The 15,767-nt window shown below is 30.4% G+C and carries 17 protein-coding genes and 1 tRNA gene; 5 read left to right on the top strand and 13 right to left on the bottom strand.

All coding sequences use genetic code 11. The features are described 5' to 3' along the window. The first annotated feature begins 120 nt into the window (after nucleotides 1–120). Nucleotides 121–615 (top strand): metallophosphoesterase family protein, encoded by a 495-nt coding sequence (locus PG912_RS10635; RefSeq protein ID WP_275687517.1) that lies wholly within the window; start codon nucleotides 121–123, stop codon nucleotides 613–615. Here PG912_RS10635 and PG912_RS10630 read toward each other — a convergent pair. The 4 genes from PG912_RS10630 to PG912_RS10615 all read right to left on the bottom strand — a co-directional run bounded on the left by PG912_RS10630 (nucleotide 601) and on the right by PG912_RS10615 (nucleotide 4,634). Next, entirely contained in the window at nucleotides 601–1,884 is a 1,284-nt protein-coding gene (locus tag PG912_RS10630; protein WP_275689046.1) for an ATP-binding protein, read from the bottom strand. The two genes, PG912_RS10635 and PG912_RS10630, sit on opposite strands and share 15 nt — an antisense overlap. A 528-nt stretch (nucleotides 1,885–2,412) precedes the next feature. Then, nucleotides 2,413–3,081: a hypothetical protein gene (locus PG912_RS10625; protein WP_275687516.1), complete on the bottom strand. Its 669-nt coding sequence runs from the start codon at nucleotides 3,079–3,081 to the stop codon at nucleotides 2,413–2,415. A 238-nt stretch (nucleotides 3,082–3,319) separates the two neighbouring features. Beyond that, on the bottom strand, nucleotides 3,320–3,970 hold the full coding sequence (locus PG912_RS10620) for a response regulator transcription factor (protein ID WP_275687515.1): 651 nt from the start codon (nucleotides 3,968–3,970) through the stop codon (nucleotides 3,320–3,322). Nucleotides 3,971–4,196: 226 nt separating this feature from the next. Beyond that, nucleotides 4,197–4,634 carry a DUF4293 domain-containing protein gene (locus PG912_RS10615; protein WP_275687514.1) on the bottom strand — a complete coding sequence of 146 codons (438 nt, stop codon included), beginning with the start codon at nucleotides 4,632–4,634 and terminating at the stop codon, nucleotides 4,197–4,199. A 199-nt stretch (nucleotides 4,635–4,833) separates the two neighbouring features. Here PG912_RS10615 and rho point away from each other — a divergent pair, with 199 nt between their 5' ends. Further along, the gene (gene rho, locus PG912_RS10610; protein ID WP_275687513.1) at nucleotides 4,834–6,558 is read left to right on the top strand and encodes a transcription termination factor Rho; all 1,725 of its coding nucleotides are present in this window, start codon (nucleotides 4,834–4,836) and stop codon (nucleotides 6,556–6,558) included. 50 nt (nucleotides 6,559–6,608) lie between these two features. Here rho and PG912_RS10605 read toward each other — a convergent pair whose 3' ends face one another. From PG912_RS10605 to PG912_RS10585, 5 genes are all read right to left on the bottom strand, one after another. After that, nucleotides 6,609–7,157 (bottom strand): 5-formyltetrahydrofolate cyclo-ligase, encoded by a 549-nt coding sequence (locus tag PG912_RS10605; protein WP_275687512.1) that lies wholly within the window; start codon nucleotides 7,155–7,157, stop codon nucleotides 6,609–6,611. A 1-nt stretch (nucleotide 7,158) separates the two neighbouring features. Further along, nucleotides 7,159–7,524, bottom strand: coding sequence for an MmcQ/YjbR family DNA-binding protein (locus PG912_RS10600; RefSeq protein ID WP_275687511.1), 366 nt, complete (start codon nucleotides 7,522–7,524; stop codon nucleotides 7,159–7,161). Continuing rightward, entirely contained in the window at nucleotides 7,525–8,136 is a 612-nt protein-coding gene (locus tag PG912_RS10595) for a DUF4230 domain-containing protein (RefSeq protein ID WP_275687510.1), read from the bottom strand. A gap of 114 nt (nucleotides 8,137–8,250) precedes the next feature. Further along, nucleotides 8,251–9,522 carry a hypothetical protein gene (locus PG912_RS10590; protein WP_275687509.1) on the bottom strand — a complete coding sequence of 424 codons (1,272 nt, stop codon included), beginning with the start codon at nucleotides 9,520–9,522 and terminating at the stop codon, nucleotides 8,251–8,253. Nucleotides 9,523–9,551: 29 nt separating this feature from the next. Continuing rightward, on the bottom strand, nucleotides 9,552–11,972 hold the full coding sequence (locus PG912_RS10585; protein WP_275687508.1) for a TonB-dependent receptor: 2,421 nt from the start codon (nucleotides 11,970–11,972) through the stop codon (nucleotides 9,552–9,554). A gap of 391 nt (nucleotides 11,973–12,363) precedes the next feature. Here PG912_RS10585 and PG912_RS10580 point away from each other — a divergent pair, with 391 nt between their 5' ends. Both PG912_RS10580 and PG912_RS10575 read left to right on the top strand, forming a co-directional pair. Further along, nucleotides 12,364–12,498 (top strand): hypothetical protein, encoded by a 135-nt coding sequence (locus PG912_RS10580; protein ID WP_275687507.1) that lies wholly within the window; start codon nucleotides 12,364–12,366, stop codon nucleotides 12,496–12,498. A 314-nt stretch (nucleotides 12,499–12,812) separates the two neighbouring features. After that, nucleotides 12,813–12,959 (top strand): hypothetical protein, encoded by a 147-nt coding sequence (locus PG912_RS10575; RefSeq protein ID WP_275687506.1) that lies wholly within the window; start codon nucleotides 12,813–12,815, stop codon nucleotides 12,957–12,959. A gap of 284 nt (nucleotides 12,960–13,243) precedes the next feature. On the opposite strand, the gene PG912_RS13835 is transcribed toward PG912_RS10575, so the two are convergent. The 3 genes from PG912_RS13835 to PG912_RS10570 all read right to left on the bottom strand — a co-directional run bounded on the left by PG912_RS13835 (nucleotide 13,244) and on the right by PG912_RS10570 (nucleotide 14,085). Next, entirely contained in the window at nucleotides 13,244–13,432 is a 189-nt protein-coding gene (locus PG912_RS13835; RefSeq protein WP_408648390.1) for a phage integrase SAM-like domain-containing protein, read from the bottom strand. Nucleotides 13,433–13,478: 46 nt separating this feature from the next. After that, entirely contained in the window at nucleotides 13,479–13,703 is a 225-nt protein-coding gene (locus PG912_RS13830) for an Arm DNA-binding domain-containing protein (RefSeq protein WP_376741008.1), read from the bottom strand. Nucleotides 13,704–14,010: 307 nt separating this feature from the next. Next, nucleotides 14,011–14,085, bottom strand: a tRNA-Pro gene (locus PG912_RS10570). A 175-nt stretch (nucleotides 14,086–14,260) separates the two neighbouring features. Between PG912_RS10570 and trxB the strand changes: the two genes are divergently transcribed. Next, nucleotides 14,261–15,199 carry a thioredoxin-disulfide reductase gene (trxB, locus tag PG912_RS10565; protein ID WP_275687505.1) on the top strand — a complete coding sequence of 313 codons (939 nt, stop codon included), beginning with the start codon at nucleotides 14,261–14,263 and terminating at the stop codon, nucleotides 15,197–15,199. 208 nt (nucleotides 15,200–15,407) lie between these two features. Here trxB and PG912_RS10560 read toward each other — a convergent pair whose 3' ends face one another. Continuing rightward, nucleotides 15,408–15,767 carry a cupin domain-containing protein gene (locus PG912_RS10560; protein ID WP_275687504.1) on the bottom strand — a complete coding sequence of 120 codons (360 nt, stop codon included), beginning with the start codon at nucleotides 15,765–15,767 and terminating at the stop codon, nucleotides 15,408–15,410.

Below are 15,767 nucleotides of genomic sequence, written 5' to 3'. Positions count from 1 at the left end.
GCAGTGGCTATTCAAAGAAATATGTTTTTGTTAGATAATAAAATACAGAAGTTACTTTTAAAATATAGAATATAAATATTAGCGCCTATTTTGTATAGACTATTTATTAGTTTTGTGTTGATGAAAAAAATACTGCTCCTTTCCGATACACACAGTTATATTGACGATCAAATATTAAAGTTTGTAAAACAAGCTGATGAGGTTTGGCATGCTGGTGATATTGGTGATTTAAAGGTTACGGATACTTTAAAAAAACACAAACCTTTGCGTGCAGTTTATGGTAATATTGATGATAATGATGCTAGGGCAGAATTTCCGTTAGATAATAAATTTATAGTTGAAGAGGTTTCTGTTTGGATTACGCATATAGGCGGATATCCGAATGCATATAAACAAAGAGTAAGGGAAGGGTTAAAAGCTTGTTCTCCAAAAATATTTATAAGTGGGCATTCACATATTTTAAAAGTACAATATGATGAGAAATTTAAGCTACTGCACTTAAATCCTGGCGCAGCAGGAAAACATGGTTTTCACAAAGTAAGAACAATGCTTCGTTTTGAATTAAATAAAGGCGAAATTACCAATATGGAAGTTATAGAATTAGCTCACCGATGATAGTTTAAAAGGTTTTTGTTGTTGAATAGGAATTGTTATCGAGATTTTCGTTCCTTTATTTGTTGCTGAATTGATAGATAGCTTCCCGTTCATCATTTCTAATCGAGCTTCTATTTGATTTAAGCCAATACCTGTATTTTTAATAGCGGTAGCTGAGGTATTAAAGCCGATACCGTTGTCATTAACAAGAATAGTTAATTTATTTTTTTCTTGTTTTATAATTATTTGGGCAAGGCTAGCTTTACTATGTTTTAAGATGTTATTAGCAAGCTCTTGAATAATATTAAATATTTTTATTTCAAATTCCTGATTGTACCTATTTATATTCTGAGCAGAAATTTCAAATTTCAATTGACTGTTTGAATATTTTTTTACGACATCTTTTAATGCGTATTCTAAACCAAATTTTAATAAAATAGATGAAATAAGGTTGTGAGATAAATCACGAACTTTTTGTGAAGCTTCTAATATTATAGCTTGTGTCTTTTCTATTTCTTGAGGAGCATTGTTGCTAAACTGTTTTTTGGTGGCGCTTAAATGCATATTTGCAGATGATAGTAGTGCGCTAACATTGTCATGCAAAATTTCTGCGATCTGTTTTCGTTCAGATTCTTTAGCATCTATAGTGGCATTCAGTATTTTTGTTTGCGTATCTGATTTTAGCTTTTCAAGACTTTGTTGTTGTTTTAAATTGTTTTCAGATAGTTTTAACTGTAGGTTTTTTTGACGTAATTTATAATTATAAACCACAACCCCAGAGATTATAATTACTAATAAACTTAAAGCACCAAAAAGTATAGATGTCTTTGCTTGTTGTGTTTTTTCTAATTCTACCTGATTCTTAATTAATTCTATTTGATGTTTTTCAAAAACTCCTTTAACGATTCTCTTGATTTCTCTATCTCTTAGGTCGTCTTTTATCGAATATGATTTTTCTTGAAACTCATAAGCTTTATAGTCTTTTAAAAGGTAGAATGTCCAAGCTAAATTATAATACAAATCCTCTTTGTATCTAATGGCTAGATCACTATTGTTTTTATTGATAAGATTTAGTCCTTTCAAATAGAGGTCTCTAGCTTTTTGATAGTTTAATTCTAATAAATAAATACTAGCTAAGTTACTTAAAGCAGAAGCTTCTGATATTTTATTATTAGTTTTTTGATGTATATTAATAGCTTCTAAGGCATAAATTTTGGCTTGCTTGTAGTTTGAATCTCTAGTATAAAGAGCTGAAATGTTATTGAAAGCAGAAGCTTTAAGTTTAGCTATTTCTGTGTTTTTACTATCAATATTTATAACCTTTAAGTAAAGTTGTTTAGCACTGTCAGATTTTTTTAGTACTGAGTACTCCGTTCCAAGAAGTAAATAGTTTTTAGCAAGAAGAATGGAATCATCTGTTTTTTTATCAGAATCAAGTAAGTTTTCAGAATTTTTAAGGAGAATTTGAAGAGCTGCTTTAAAATACTTTAAAGCAGCTTCATGTTTACTTCTTTTTTTAGTATCCTTCCAATTAAGATATTACAAGAATAAGAAAGCGTCTCATTTTTAGTGTTCTTAGCCTTGACTAAAGTTTTTAGTGCTTCCGCTAAAGATTTAGAGTATTGTTCTTTTTCAAATAGCTCAGTTGCTTTGAGTAAGTTTAATTCATTAGCTTGTTTTCTTTTTTTAAGAAAGAAGATGAATTGTTTTTACCTTTCAATATATAGTAATTATTACTAATAATATTGGCGGCTGTAATGTTGTTTTGAAAAACGAAAACAGTAAGGAATATAGGTAATATTTTCTTAAACTTAATCATTAAATAACCTCGAATATTAATCTTGGTTTTCTTGGCTTGACAATAGTTTCTATACTCTTTCCTGAATGTTTATGATTTACAAAGTCTATTTTTAACAAATTATTATCAGGAGAAGCATTTATAGTTCTCGAAAAGTCTTTCTGTTTAGCTGTACCATTAGATAAATGTACTTCATAAGTTTCTATGTCTTCATTATAAATAAAATCAGTAGCTACATTGTCGTTTACTTTAAAGTTAAGTAAGAACGTACCATCTTCATTTTTCGTAATGCTATATGAGTTTAAAAACTCGGTAATACCACCTTTAGCAAAGGTAATGTTTTCATCTTCAACAGATATTTGTGTACGTTTCCCTTTGTTGGCTTCTAAAAAACCAATTTTTAATTCTTCATTTTCAATGCTAAAATCATTACTGTGCTTCGTTGTTGTTTTGTGCTTAGCTTCAGATAAAATGATTTCGTTTGATTTGTCGATATTTTTAACGGCCGTTACAGCTGTGTTATCTGTTGTGTTAAAATCGATAGAGTAGGCTCCGCTAGCATCTCTTTTAAGAGTGTACGATTGTAATAAATTTTCTTGTGGGAAGTTGTCTAATTCCTCATTCTCATTAGAAGAGCATGATGCAAAAACTAAACTGATAGCTAATAAAAAAGAAGTAAATTTATTCATGGTTTATTATTTAAGTTATTTTAAGATTTAAAATAGCGATATACATAAAATAGAAATGTCGGGGGACATTTTAAAGTTAAGGGAAATGAAAATAAGGGGTTTCTATTTTGCACATCGCTATAATTTCATTGTTTTTTTATATGGTAGTTGTTAGCGATGTACTTTTTTATAATGTATAGACTTTGGGGGAGTATTTCCTTTATTGTGGGGGCATTAAAGAAAATAATTTGAAGGGTTTCTATACTATATTATTTTTCACAGCGTACACCGCTAAACCTACTACATTTTTTACATTTAATTTTTTATATAAACTTCTTCTATATGTTTCTATTGTTCTAACACTTATGGATAAATATTCTGATATTTCAGAAGTACTTTTTTGTAGAGCGATTTGTTCTAATACTAAAATTTCTCTTTCAGTTAAATCTTCTTGAGATTGAACAATCTCTTTAGTTTTAGATTCAGTCACATACAATTCTAATAACCTGCTTTTAACATCATCGCTAAAATACTGTATGCCTTTATAAACACTTCTTATAGCTTCAATAATATGGTCGTTAGCACAACTCTTGTCAACAAAACCATTAGCACCTAATAGTATCATTTCTTGTACTAATTTTGGGTCACTTAAACTAGAAAGGATTATCGTTTTAATTTTTTTATTACGTTGTTTAAACGTTTTTAAAACTTCAATTCCATCCACTTCCGGCATATTAATATCCAAAACTAAAACGTCGGCTTTGTTTTTAGCAGACCAATCTACTACTTGCTTACCTGTTAAAGAATAACCTTCTATTTCAAAGTCATCTTCAGTATTTAATAAGGCGATAACTCCATCTATTAAGATTTTGTGATCATCGGCTATGTGAACTTTAATCTTGTAATTCATAATTGTTACATGTACAAATTTAGAACATAAACTAGTTGTGTGCAATACGCAATATCCCTGAATGTTATCTACGTAATATCCCGTAGGCGCCTACGGGATATTACGTTTTTCTTTAACATTTTATTAACATTTGGTTGTGAAAAGTAGATAAACAGTACGAGACAAAAATAGAAAACCGAGATAAGAATCTCGGTTTTTTCGCACTAAATATACTAAGATGTTAGGTTTATCGTAATCTATCTACAGATTTTACAAGATCTTCATCCTTTTTAATTGCTTTATTCGCTAAAACTAACAGCAAAATAACAATAATAGGAAAAAGCATCCCAATACCTTTCTCAGAAACCGAAGCTTCTCCAGATAATGTTTGTGACAGATATATCAACACGCCTAATAAAAAAAGGTTTATCAATATGTTTAAGCGCCCTAAGACAAATTGTAACTGACGATTTTTAAATAAAAATAAGGTTACAATAGATAATAAAGCTGAAGTGAAAAATGATACTGGAATTATTTTTTCTAAAAGAGAAACCCCCGAAAATAAATCTACTATATATATAGGTAAGTTGTTTTGTGAATTTGTCCAAAGACTAAAAACAGTAGTTAACCCTGCAGAAATAATTCCTGCAACTAATAAATATATAGATTGTTTTCTTTGTATCATGTTTTTTATTGGATAGCAAATGTAATATTTCTTTTTTAAAGAAGAAATATTACAAGTTAAAATATTTGTATATATTTGTCGTATAAGTAACTGCACAAGTAATAATTATATAGCCCCTATATAATTGCAATCAAATAAAACTTAATACAATCAAATTCTTTTTTCATAAAGAATTATATATAACTTAATTATTTTACGAATGTTCGAGATTTCGGAATTAAAAACTAAAAAATTAATAGACTTACAGGTAATTGCCAAAACGATTGGTTTAAAAAAAATAAGTCAGTTAAAAAAATTAGATTTAGTTTATAAAATTTTAGATGCACAAGCAGAAACTAGTGCGAATGTAGCTAAGCCTGTGGAGGAAAAACCTAAAAGAAGAAGGATAGAAAAATCAGAAGAAACCCCGAAACAATCAAAAGAAAAGGTTGTTGAAAAAGTTGAGGTTAACGCTAAAGATAAAAAAAAGGAAGCTGTTAAAAAGCCTTTAGAAAAAAAGGCTAATATTAGTACAGAAGTTGTAGAGAAGACTGAGGTTAAAGACCAAGGTGCATCAGAAAAACAACAACCTGTTGAAGTGGTAAAGCCAGTTCCTAGACCGAGACCAAGGCCAAGGCCAAGAGCAGAGGTAGAGGCTAGTAAAAAGGCATCTAGATCAGGGCAGCAAACGGAAGTGAAAAAACAAGCGACACCGACACCAAGACCAAGAGCACAGGTAGAAGCAAGTAAGAAACCACAACATAAAAATCAGAATACTAAAAAATCACATAATAAAAGTGGTAATAAGTATAGGGATCCTGATTTTGAGTTTGATGGAATTATAGAAAGTGAGGGGGTGTTAGAAATGATGCCAGATGGTTATGGATTCTTACGTTCATCTGATTATAATTACTTATCATCACCTGATGATATTTATGTTTCGCAATCGCAAATAAAATTATTCGGATTAAAAACCGGAGATACTGTTTTAGGTAATGTACGTCCGCCAAAAGAAGGTGAAAAGTATTTTCCTTTAATTAGAGTATCAAAAATAAATGGATTAAATCCTAATATTGTTCGTGATCGTGTGTCTTTTGAGCACTTAACGCCGTTATTTTCTGAAGAGAAATTTAACTTAGCAGAAAGAGGAAGTTCATTATCTACAAGAATTATCGATATATTTTCTCCAATAGGTAAAGGGCAACGTGGTATGATTGTATCACAGCCAAAAACTGGTAAAACAATGTTATTAAAGGATGTTGCCAATGCAATTGCAGCAAATCATCCTGAAGTATATCAAATTGTTTTATTGATTGATGAAAGACCAGAAGAGGTTACCGATATGAAGCGTAATGTACGTGGAGAGGTAGTTGCTTCTACTTTTGATGAGCCTGCGGATAAGCATGTTCGTGTTGCAAATATCGTTTTAGAAAAAGCAAAACGTTTGGTAGAATGTGGGCACGATGTGGTAATTTTATTAGATTCAATTACACGTTTAGCAAGAGCTTATAACACTGTTGCGCCTGCTTCAGGTAAAATATTATCTGGTGGTATTGATGCCAATGCATTGCACAAACCAAAACGTTTCTTTGGAGCGGCTCGTAATATTGAAAACGGTGGTTCGTTAACAATTATAGCTACAGCACTTACGGAAACTGGTTCGAAAATGGATGAGGTTATCTTTGAGGAATTTAAAGGAACTGGTAATATGGAATTACAGTTAGATCGTAATATTTCTAATCGTAGAATTTATCCAGCAATTGATTTAATTAAATCAAGTACACGTCGTGATGATTTATTATTAGACGAGAAAACAGTACAACGCATGTGGGTATTACGTAAATATTTAGCAGATATGAATCCTGTTGAAGCAATGACGTTTATTAATGATAGAATTAGAGTTTCTAAAAATAATGAAGAGTTTTTAATTTCTATGAACGGATAGTTTACTGAAATATAATTTATAAAAAAATCCCACTGCAAAGTGGGATTTTTCTATTTAGGAACAATAATTTGATGTAAAGAAACGTCAAATGTATGTGTGTCTTCTATTTTTTGTATTGGAGGAAAAAAATTAAGACCAATCGTTTTGGTGTCTTTTCTGCAGTCGGCTAAAAACCGATCATAAAATCCTTTTCCGTAGCCAACTCGGTAGTTTTTTTTATCAGAAATTAGCATAGGCACAAATACTAAGTCGATTTTTGTTACCGCAACTTCTTCTGCATTTATTGGTTCGGGAACTCCAAATTTATTTAGAGCAATTTTAGTGTCTTCTTTTAAATAAAAATGAGAAAGTGAATCGTCTTTAAAATTACATTGACTAACAATAATTTTTTTATCCTTTTTTCTGAAGAAATCAATAATTGGTCGTGTATCTATTTCATTGAATTTTTGCATTGATAAAAACAAATGAACATTATTGATGTCGTTAAAATCTAAATCGAAAATTTGCTGATATATGCTTTCTTGAAACTTTGTTTTTTCAAGCTCAGTTAATTCTTTTCTCTTTTGTTTATATATTTTTCTAAGATCAGCTTTTAGCATTTTACATTGATTTTAATTCTTTGCGTAATTTTTTTGTTAATCCACTTACAATTAAATCATAAGAATGATCGATCAATTGAAAGGCAAGTTCATCAGAAACATCATTATTTAAAGTAATTGTATTCCAGTGTTTTTTATTCATATGCCACCCAGGATTGATGCTCTCATATTCAGCTCTTAATTCTAAAGCACGCTCAGGATTACATTTTAAGTTGATTTTTGCTTCGCCTTTTTCCCAAGTATCTAATCCGCTTAAAGCAAACATTTTATTCATTACTTTAAAAACTAAAGTAACATCATCAAAAGGAAAATGTTCTGTGACTCCTTTTTTAGTAATACAATAATCTCTAAGCTGTTCTATATGCATTTATTTTGATAGGTTTTGAGATGGTTGAGGTAACTCTAATGTAGAATAATCTAATTTCCACCCGATTGTTTCTACTAAGTTTTCCATTAAAGAAATAGCTTCTAATGCTTCTTTGTTGGCGGTTTGCATTAGGTTACTTTCGGGTATTTTTTGAAGAATATGTTCTTTAGCTTCTTTATTTACTTCAGTTAAATCATCTGAGTTAAACTTATTTAATAATCCGTTTTGAATATCATAAAAACGTAAGTTTGGTTCTACAGAAAAAATTTCGGGTTGCGGAAATTCAGATAAAACTAATGCTTTGTTTTTGGTATCGGTATGCATTTTTATCTTTCTAAAATCGAAGCCAATATGCACTTTAGCGTTAATTAAAATAATTGCCTTTTTTTTACTAGAAAATAACCCTAAAAACTTCTCTTTAGTATTTTCATGGTGATAAATCTCGGCGAATTCACCTTCAATAGTAATTAATTTAGATACTTTTTTAATTTTATCTAGCAAAATAACAGACTGTTTCTCTGTTAAGCTTCTTTTGCTTGCAAACGAGAATTTAAGAAAAATAAAGTAAGAGATAATCGCACCACCTACTAAGCCTAAAAAAAGTAATTCCATAAACACGAATTTACATAAAATATAGTAGAGAGAGAAGTGGTTTTTGTGGATAAAGTAAAAAGGCTTAAGAATTATCTTAAGCCTTTTTATAGGGGGAAGGAGTTTAATTATTAATTAATACACACCTAAATAAAACGAGTCTGCACCATTATCAAGCTCAGCACCTTTTGTAAAGCCATTGGCAGATGTATTACTTGGGTCGAAACTATAAATATTTCCTTTTTTACCAAGCGGTGCAATAGCCATATGAAATTTACCATCTTTTCCTAAAACACCAGATTGATAATACCACATCCATAAGTTGCTAGGGACGTTTAGCTTTACAGCGGTTTTGTTATATAAATCAATTCTTGTAACGCCCCAAGGAGTTGTTTTATCACTACCACTTCCTACCGAAGCATCATAATAGGGCGCATAAGCAATTCCATTACCAACATAATACCATCCGTTTGCACCAACTTGAGTCATTCCTAAAGCGGTAGATAAATCTATTTGATATGAATTATCATAAGCGCCATTTTTAATGCGCACTAACTTTGCAGGATTAGAAGTTAAATGATAAATATCGCCATTTTCATCTACGTGATACACAGGTGCTCTATATCCATAAGTAGAGCCTTTAGCTACTTCAGATTCTAATAAAACAGGATTTTTTAAAGAAGGGTAGTCTACAACTAATGTTGTAGCTTTGTAATCATCAGTTCTAACATTTTCATCTGTATTTGGGTCGTAACCTCTTTTAGCAACACCATAGTAAGCTTTACCTCCTTGAATTGTTGGGTTGTCTATTCTCCATATATGTAAATTGTCATCCGTTCTTGGTATTGCAACTTCTGCGTTTTCTGCTAAAGATAAATCAGTTAAGTCAATTCTTTGTAATACCGCTTTAGCTTCAGTATAGGTATATACATCATCTGCGTAAATTTTTTCTGTATTTATGGTATGTACTAAAGCATCATTTTCATTAAGAACTTTCCATCTAGGATATGCAGTTCCCATAGCAATTTGAACATTTGTTTCATCTAATAACGTATAGTTTGATGCTCCGTTTATTTTATATTTATAAAGCATACCACCACCATAACTTAAGTTGTAGAGGAATTTTCCAGAAGGAGAACCGTAAATTCGGGCAGTTCGTACAGAGGGAACTTCAAAGCCTTCTCCTTTAAAAGAAATAGCACCGTCTTTTAAATCAGGAAAAGCTTGTACGAAAGTAGCTGAATTTCCTGTAGATCCTACTCCAAAGGCAACGTTGTAAAATTCTTGATTTCCTGTAGGTAGTTTCTCTTCTACATTATCATTAGAGTCGCAACTTATAAATATTGTGCTTGCTATTGTTGCTGTTAATAACAGCGATTTACTTATTGATAATAAATTTGTTTTCATGATAGTATTTATAATTAGATTTAAAATTTTTAAAAAATAGGAGTGTATGTTAGTTTTAAATAAAATGCTTTTCCAGGTTTTTGCATCGCCCAGTTATCAAAAACTTGTTGATTTGTAATGTTTTTTGCGTTAAAGCTTACGGTAGCTTTATTGTTAGGAGTTGTATACGAAATCCCTATGTCGTGGAGGCTTTGTGTAGGTATATAAGCTTTTCCTTTGCTAGCTAAACTTTCCCAGTTTCTATAAAATTGATGTGTATAACCGAAATTGTAATTAATAGATAGTTTTGAGTTTTCTTTTATAAAATTGTTAAATTTATATTCGATATAAGTGTTAGCGGTTAAATAGGGTGCATTTCTTAACCTATCTTTATAATAAATGTATTCTGAGCCAAATTGATCGTATCTTAAATTGTAGCGAGCATTAAAATTAGAAAAGTTAGAGGTGATAAATAAACGCTTATTGTAATTGTATTTTAGTTCAACATCATAACCTGTACTTTTAATTCTTCCTAAATTTTCAAAGCCATAAGTATCAGATATACTACCACTAATACTTCTAGCAATCATATCTTTTATATCTCTTATAAAAAAGTTAGTTTCAAGGTTAAAACTGTGTTTTTTTACGGTATAAGTTCCTAGTAAAAAACCAAGATTAAAATTAGTACTAGTTTCAGGTAAAAGAGTATAAGTTGGTTGAATATTTTCGCTTGTATTACCTAATAATTCAGAAATACCTGGCATTCGTAAAGCTTTTTCTGCAGATGATAATAATATTATTTTTGGTGTTATAGCGTAAGATATAGCGGCACCGTAACCACTATGATTCACTTTTTTTTCATAATCGAAAGCTATAATATTTCCGCCTACTTTTTTAGGGTCAGATAACTTTACATGCTGTTTGTATTGTTTATAAAATAGGTTTGTTTTTAGTTTTTTAGCAAAAAAATTACTTTCATAAGAGTAACTAATAATTTGTTTAGTAAGGTGTCTTGTATCTGTTAAATCTCTTTCTGCTTGCGGACGCATTGGGTCGTCAATATCTCTTGTAAATTGATTATAAAAATAATGTAAACCTACTTTGTGTTGCGGGTGTAATTGATAATAAAGACCAGTTCTATTAGCAATACTTATTTCTTTATTTTTAGCTAAAGTGGCATCTCCAGCTTCACCTCCGTTAGTTCTCCAATTAATAGGATCTCCATTATTATCTCTTATAATTTTACCTAGCCAATTATACATATAAGGCACTGTATCAATCACTGTACGATCTGTATGAGAAAAAGAACTAAAGGTGTTAAGTGATAATCCGTCTACTAGAATATTCTTTTTTCGATATTTAAAAGAAAGCATTTTACTATTTCGCTCACTTCTTCTGTTACCATATACAATATCCATAACAGGACCTGTTTGTACATCGTTTTTCATATCCGATAACATTACACCAAGTGTAATTTCATCTGCCCATTTTTTAGAAGTATACCCAATATTTGCTTTTATACCTTTAGATTTATATTTGTCATGAAAGCGTTCAGCTTTTACATATTTTACTTTTCCTGTGCTTGGGTTAACTACATAAACATTGTCTCCCCAAACTTTATAATTATTGTTGGTACTATTAAGAAAAGTTGAAACATCAACATTAAAATTTGTAATAGGGTTTCTATAACCACCATCTATATTAACTTGATGTGTGTTAAAAGAACCATAAGAATAAGAAGCGCTAAGGTGTGTACCGATACTTTTTTTAAGAATAATATTTATACCTCCACCTAAAGCATCTTCAGTTAATTCGGCAGGTAAAACACCTTTGTAGGTTTCAATACGTTCTATCATTGCAGGTGGAATGCTTGATAATGAAAAAGATTCTCCATAATTTCTAAGCGGAATGCCATCAATAAATATACGGATAGAGTTACCACTAAGTCCGTTGAGGTTAAAATGAGTATGTGAACCGAGTCCACCACTTTGTCTTATTTTTACACCAGCTGTTCTGCCTAAAATTTCTGTAGCTTGTAAACTCTGAACGGCCATTTTTTGAGTGTTTGTTATGCCAACAGTAAAACCTTTTTCTTTTATTAAATGACCTCTAGATTTACTAACTATAGTAACATCATCTAATGTAATTGCCTCGTTACTATTTAAAACAACAGTTAAGTGATCTGGTTTATGGCTTAAATCTACATTTATGTTAATTCCATCGGTTTCAAAAGCTTTTATAAAAACCGAATACTTTCCTGCGGGTATATCAGAAAACATAAAATTTCCATTTTTATCAGTATATGTACTTCTGTTTATTTTTTTGACATAGATTAAAGCAAGTTCTACGGGATTTCCATTTTTGTAACTTACTTTACCAGATAAGGACACTAAATTGTCATTATCGGATGTTTTTCCAAGACAGTTAAAGCTGATGAAAAAGGAGATTGAAATTATATATAAAGTCTTCAATTTTATTTAGATTAAATTTAAATAGAGCTGTAAATATAATTATTATTACTATTTAGATTGGTTAAAAATAAAAAAATTTTAATTTATTTTGAAACAGCTAGTTCGTAGGTCTCAAAAAAAAATAATTTGTTTTAAAACAAAAGGATAACAACGTAAAGCAGGTTGAGGTATTTGGTTTTTAACCATAAAAAGAAGGAGAGTTTAAAAAAAAAACAGCAAAAAAACAATATTGTTACTTTTTTTTGAGGCAGAAAACAATCTTAATTTAATCTAGGAACTTATTAATATAGGTTACGCTTATCAGAAATATTTAAAAGAATATTAAGTATCGTAAGTTATTTGTTAGCAAGAGTAAATTTAAAGCAAGTAAAACAGGAGGGGTTTAAAGGAAATGCAAGTATTCCGTCTTATTAATTATGATAATAAATATTCTCAGGTTGTTGGACATAGGGGGTGTCCTGATGTTTATCCTGAAAACACCTTATTAAGTTTAGAGGAAACTTTTAAAATAGGTGTAAAATATTGAGAGATCGATGTTAATGTAATGTCAGAGGATGTGTGTGTTTTGTTTCATGATCAACCAATAATGTATAGAGAAAGTAGAGAGCAAGGATATGTAATTGCTTCTACATATAAATAATTGCTAGATTTAGATGTCGGAAGTTGAAAAGGCACTCAATTTAAAACACTAAAATTGCAACTTTAGAAGAAGCTTTGTTATTTGCCGAAAAATACGATGCGTATTTAGGTACCAAAAAGATTAGACCAGGTTTAATGACAAAGGTTCTTAAAAAGGGCAAAAGAATATAACAAGGGTTATCCTAATTCTCCTTTTATCTTTTGTTTAGAATTCCTTACGGAGCATCCAGTTCTGTAAATTCAGGAGAAGAAGCAGATTTAAATAATCCTTCAGGTATGATTATTACGGTTGTGGCTCAAGATGGTATAGCTAAAACAGATTGGAAAATAATACCAAGCATTGATTGATAAATTGCACGAGCTATTTTTGTATACTGTTTTATGTTGTTTTTGTGTGTTTATTATCTACAGGTAAATCCCCTTTTATTTATAAGTGCATTGACTTTTTTTTGTAGAAATATAATTTTTGATTATTAAATAATCAAAGCGTAAATCTTAATTTTATTGATGTTTAGAGGTCTTAATCAAAGAGTATACAGATAAATAAGCTAATTACTTGAAAGTTAAAAATATAATAGTTTGATGTTGTGTAGAAAAAAAATATCTTGCAATAAGAATAAAATTTTTTACCCTCAAAAAGATATATTTCCCATAGGTTTCTGATGGTCCTCTGGAACATGTGCACGAAGAAATTTTTCGAAATCTACAACAAAACGAAATGTGAGTTTCGATAAATAGATGTCATCTTTTTTTCTTTTTTCTTGAAGAAAAAGTCTAATATACTTTTGAGTAGTGAAGCTTGGATTCAACGTTTCAGACATTTGAGTGTTATGGTAATCGACTAAAGTTAATAATGAATACTCTTGGTCATCTTCTCCTAAAAAATCTTGCCTTAATTGTTTGTGCTGAGATTAATTTCTTTTCTGCACGCAGTTGCTCATAGGACTCATATATCCTACTTTGAACCTGGTCTAAATACCGATTAAGTAATCTAGATTCTTGTTTTGTTCCTCGAGCCCTTCCTTTTGAAGAGTTCCACTCAGAAAGTGCAACTTTTCTTTTTAGACTTATGTTTACTTGTAATACGAGCATAAACAGAAACTTGTCCATTTTTAACTCTTGTGCTAGACACCCAAAAGAGTGTAGCAGATGTGTTTTGTGACTTCATAGTTGTTGTCTTTTAGTTAAACATTTACCTAGACGAAAGTCAAATCAACTATTTCAATTACAGTATTTTAAGTGTCTATTCGGTTCACACTTTTTAGAATTTAAAAGTGTGAACCGAATTGTGAACCGAATTAAACCATATGAATTCAATTCTTATGATAGTCTAAAAACCACAAAACCTTGTTAATCATAAGATTAACAAGGTTTTAGTCGTGATTGATATTACTTTTTGTCGGGGTGGCAGGATTCGAACCTGCGACCTCCTCGTCCCAAACGAGGCGCGATGACCGGGCTACGCTACACCCCGAATAATTATCGGTGTGCAAATGTATAAAAAATAAATACATCTGAAACAAAAAAGAATAAAAATTTTCAGAAAAGAATATAGCTTTAGTTTATCGCCTAATAATCAAAATATATATTAAAAAAAGATAATAGAACTAAAAAAAAATTACATTTGTAATTCCAAAAAAATTTAGACAATGGCAGAAAAAATTAAATGTTTGATTATTGGTTCAGGACCAGCAGGATATACAGCTGCAATATACGCTGCAAGAGCAGATATGAAACCTGTTATGTATACGGGAATGCAAATGGGGGGGCAATTAACAACGACTACTGAAGTTGATAATTATCCAGGATACCCAAACGGAACTGACGGAACTGCAATGATGAACGATTTACAAAAACAAGCAGAACGTTTTGGTACAGAAGTTCGTTTTGGAATGGTGACTAAAGTTGATTTAAGTACAGAAATTGGTGGTGTTCATAAAGTTATTGTTGATGAAACTATTGAAATAGAGGCAGAAACAATTATTATTTCAACAGGTGCAACTGCTAAATATTTAGGTTTAGAAAGTGAACAACGTTTAATTGGTGGTGGAGTTTCAGCATGTGCTACTTGTGATGGTTTCTTTTATAAAGGACAAGATGTAATTGTTGTTGGAGCAGGAGATACTGCAGCTGAAGAAGCAACATATTTAGCAAATATTTGTAATAAAGTTACAATGTTGGTACGTAAAGACCATATGAGAGCATCAAAAGCAATGCAACATCGTGTTGATAAAACAGCAAATATTGAAGTATTATATAATACTGAATTAGATGAGGTTTTAGGGAAAGATGTTGTAGAAGGTGTTCGTGTTGTAAACAATCAAACAAAAGATAAAAAAGAAATAGCTGTTACAGGAGCTTTTATAGCGATTGGACATAAACCAAATTCTGATTTATTTAAAGGTGTTTTAGATATGGATGAAGTAGGGTATTTAATAACCAAAGGAAAATCAACCAAAACAAATTTACCTGGAGTTTTTGCAGCGGGTGATATTCAAGATAAAGAATACCGTCAGGCAGTTACAGCGGCAGGTTCAGGTTGTATGGCAGCTTTAGATGCTGAACGTTATTTAGGTGCTTTAGAATAGGGAATTAAGTTATATTAAAGGATAAAAAAGAGCTTTCATATTTGAAAGCTCTTTTTTTATGAATATTATGATTATCAGTAACAAATAGGAATTGTCAACCTGAATTCATTTCAGGCTCTCATCCTAAATTAGGATTTAGCATTGTAATAAGATTCCGGAATAAATTCAGAATCATGTTGTTATTATAGCTTAAAACGAATGTTTATGTTTAATAATTTTGATCTTCTAATGATTTTGTAATAGCAGATTTTATAGTGCCAGTATGTTTTGTTGTTTTACTTTCAATCAACATAATCAAACATTCATTTTTTGCAGAAACACGATGATTTATTCCTTTTTTAACAACAAATAAATCTCCTTTGTTCATTGTAAAACTCGGTTCGTTTTCAATTTCCATCAATAAAGAACCTTCAGAGATATAAAACAATTCATCTTCGTTTTCATGATTATGCCAAGGAATATCTTCTCCTTTAATCTTCGCTAACTTTACATATTGATCATTAACTTCGGATATTATTTTAGGAGAAAAATAATTTTCTATAGTTTTAAATTCTTCATTTATATTCAT

Origin of the sequence: Tenacibaculum retecalamus (assembly GCF_027941755.1) — a bacterium.
GTDB classification, from domain to species: Bacteria; Bacteroidota; Bacteroidia; order Flavobacteriales; family Flavobacteriaceae; genus Polaribacter; species Polaribacter haliotis_B.
This window is presented reverse-complemented; position numbering and strand designations above follow the sequence as displayed.

Bases quoted from the DNA above. Each gene is read 5' to 3' on its own strand.
- PG912_RS10600 (WP_275687511.1), bottom strand. From the start codon at position 7,524: ATGCATATAGAACAGCTTAGAGATTATTGTATTACTAAAAAAGGAGTC.
- PG912_RS10615 (WP_275687514.1), bottom strand. From the start codon at position 4,634: ATGATACAAAGAAAACAATCTATATATTTATTAGTTGCAGGAATTATT.
- PG912_RS10620 (WP_275687515.1), bottom strand. From the start codon at position 3,970: ATGAATTACAAGATTAAAGTTCACATAGCCGATGATCACAAAATCTTA.
- PG912_RS10605 (WP_275687512.1), bottom strand. From the start codon at position 7,157: ATGCTAAAAGCTGATCTTAGAAAAATATATAAACAAAAGAGAAAAGAA.
- PG912_RS10560 (WP_275687504.1), bottom strand. From the start codon at position 15,767: ATGAATATAAATGAAGAATTTAAAACTATAGAAAATTATTTTTCTCCT.
- PG912_RS10595 (WP_275687510.1), bottom strand. From the start codon at position 8,136: ATGGAATTACTTTTTTTAGGCTTAGTAGGTGGTGCGATTATCTCTTAC.
- rho (WP_275687513.1), top strand. From the start codon at position 4,834: ATGTTCGAGATTTCGGAATTAAAAACTAAAAAATTAATAGACTTACAG.
- PG912_RS10635 (WP_275687517.1), top strand. From the start codon at position 121: ATGAAAAAAATACTGCTCCTTTCCGATACACACAGTTATATTGACGAT.
- trxB (WP_275687505.1), top strand. From the start codon at position 14,261: ATGGCAGAAAAAATTAAATGTTTGATTATTGGTTCAGGACCAGCAGGA.
- PG912_RS13835 (WP_408648390.1), bottom strand. From the start codon at position 13,432: ATGTCTGAAACGTTGAATCCAAGCTTCACTACTCAAAAGTATATTAGA.
- PG912_RS10625 (WP_275687516.1), bottom strand. From the start codon at position 3,081: ATGAATAAATTTACTTCTTTTTTATTAGCTATCAGTTTAGTTTTTGCA.
- PG912_RS13830 (WP_376741008.1), bottom strand. From the start codon at position 13,703: ATGCTCGTATTACAAGTAAACATAAGTCTAAAAAGAAAAGTTGCACTT.
- PG912_RS10580 (WP_275687507.1), top strand. From the start codon at position 12,364: ATGCAAGTATTCCGTCTTATTAATTATGATAATAAATATTCTCAGGTT.
- PG912_RS10590 (WP_275687509.1), bottom strand. From the start codon at position 9,522: ATGAAAACAAATTTATTATCAATAAGTAAATCGCTGTTATTAACAGCA.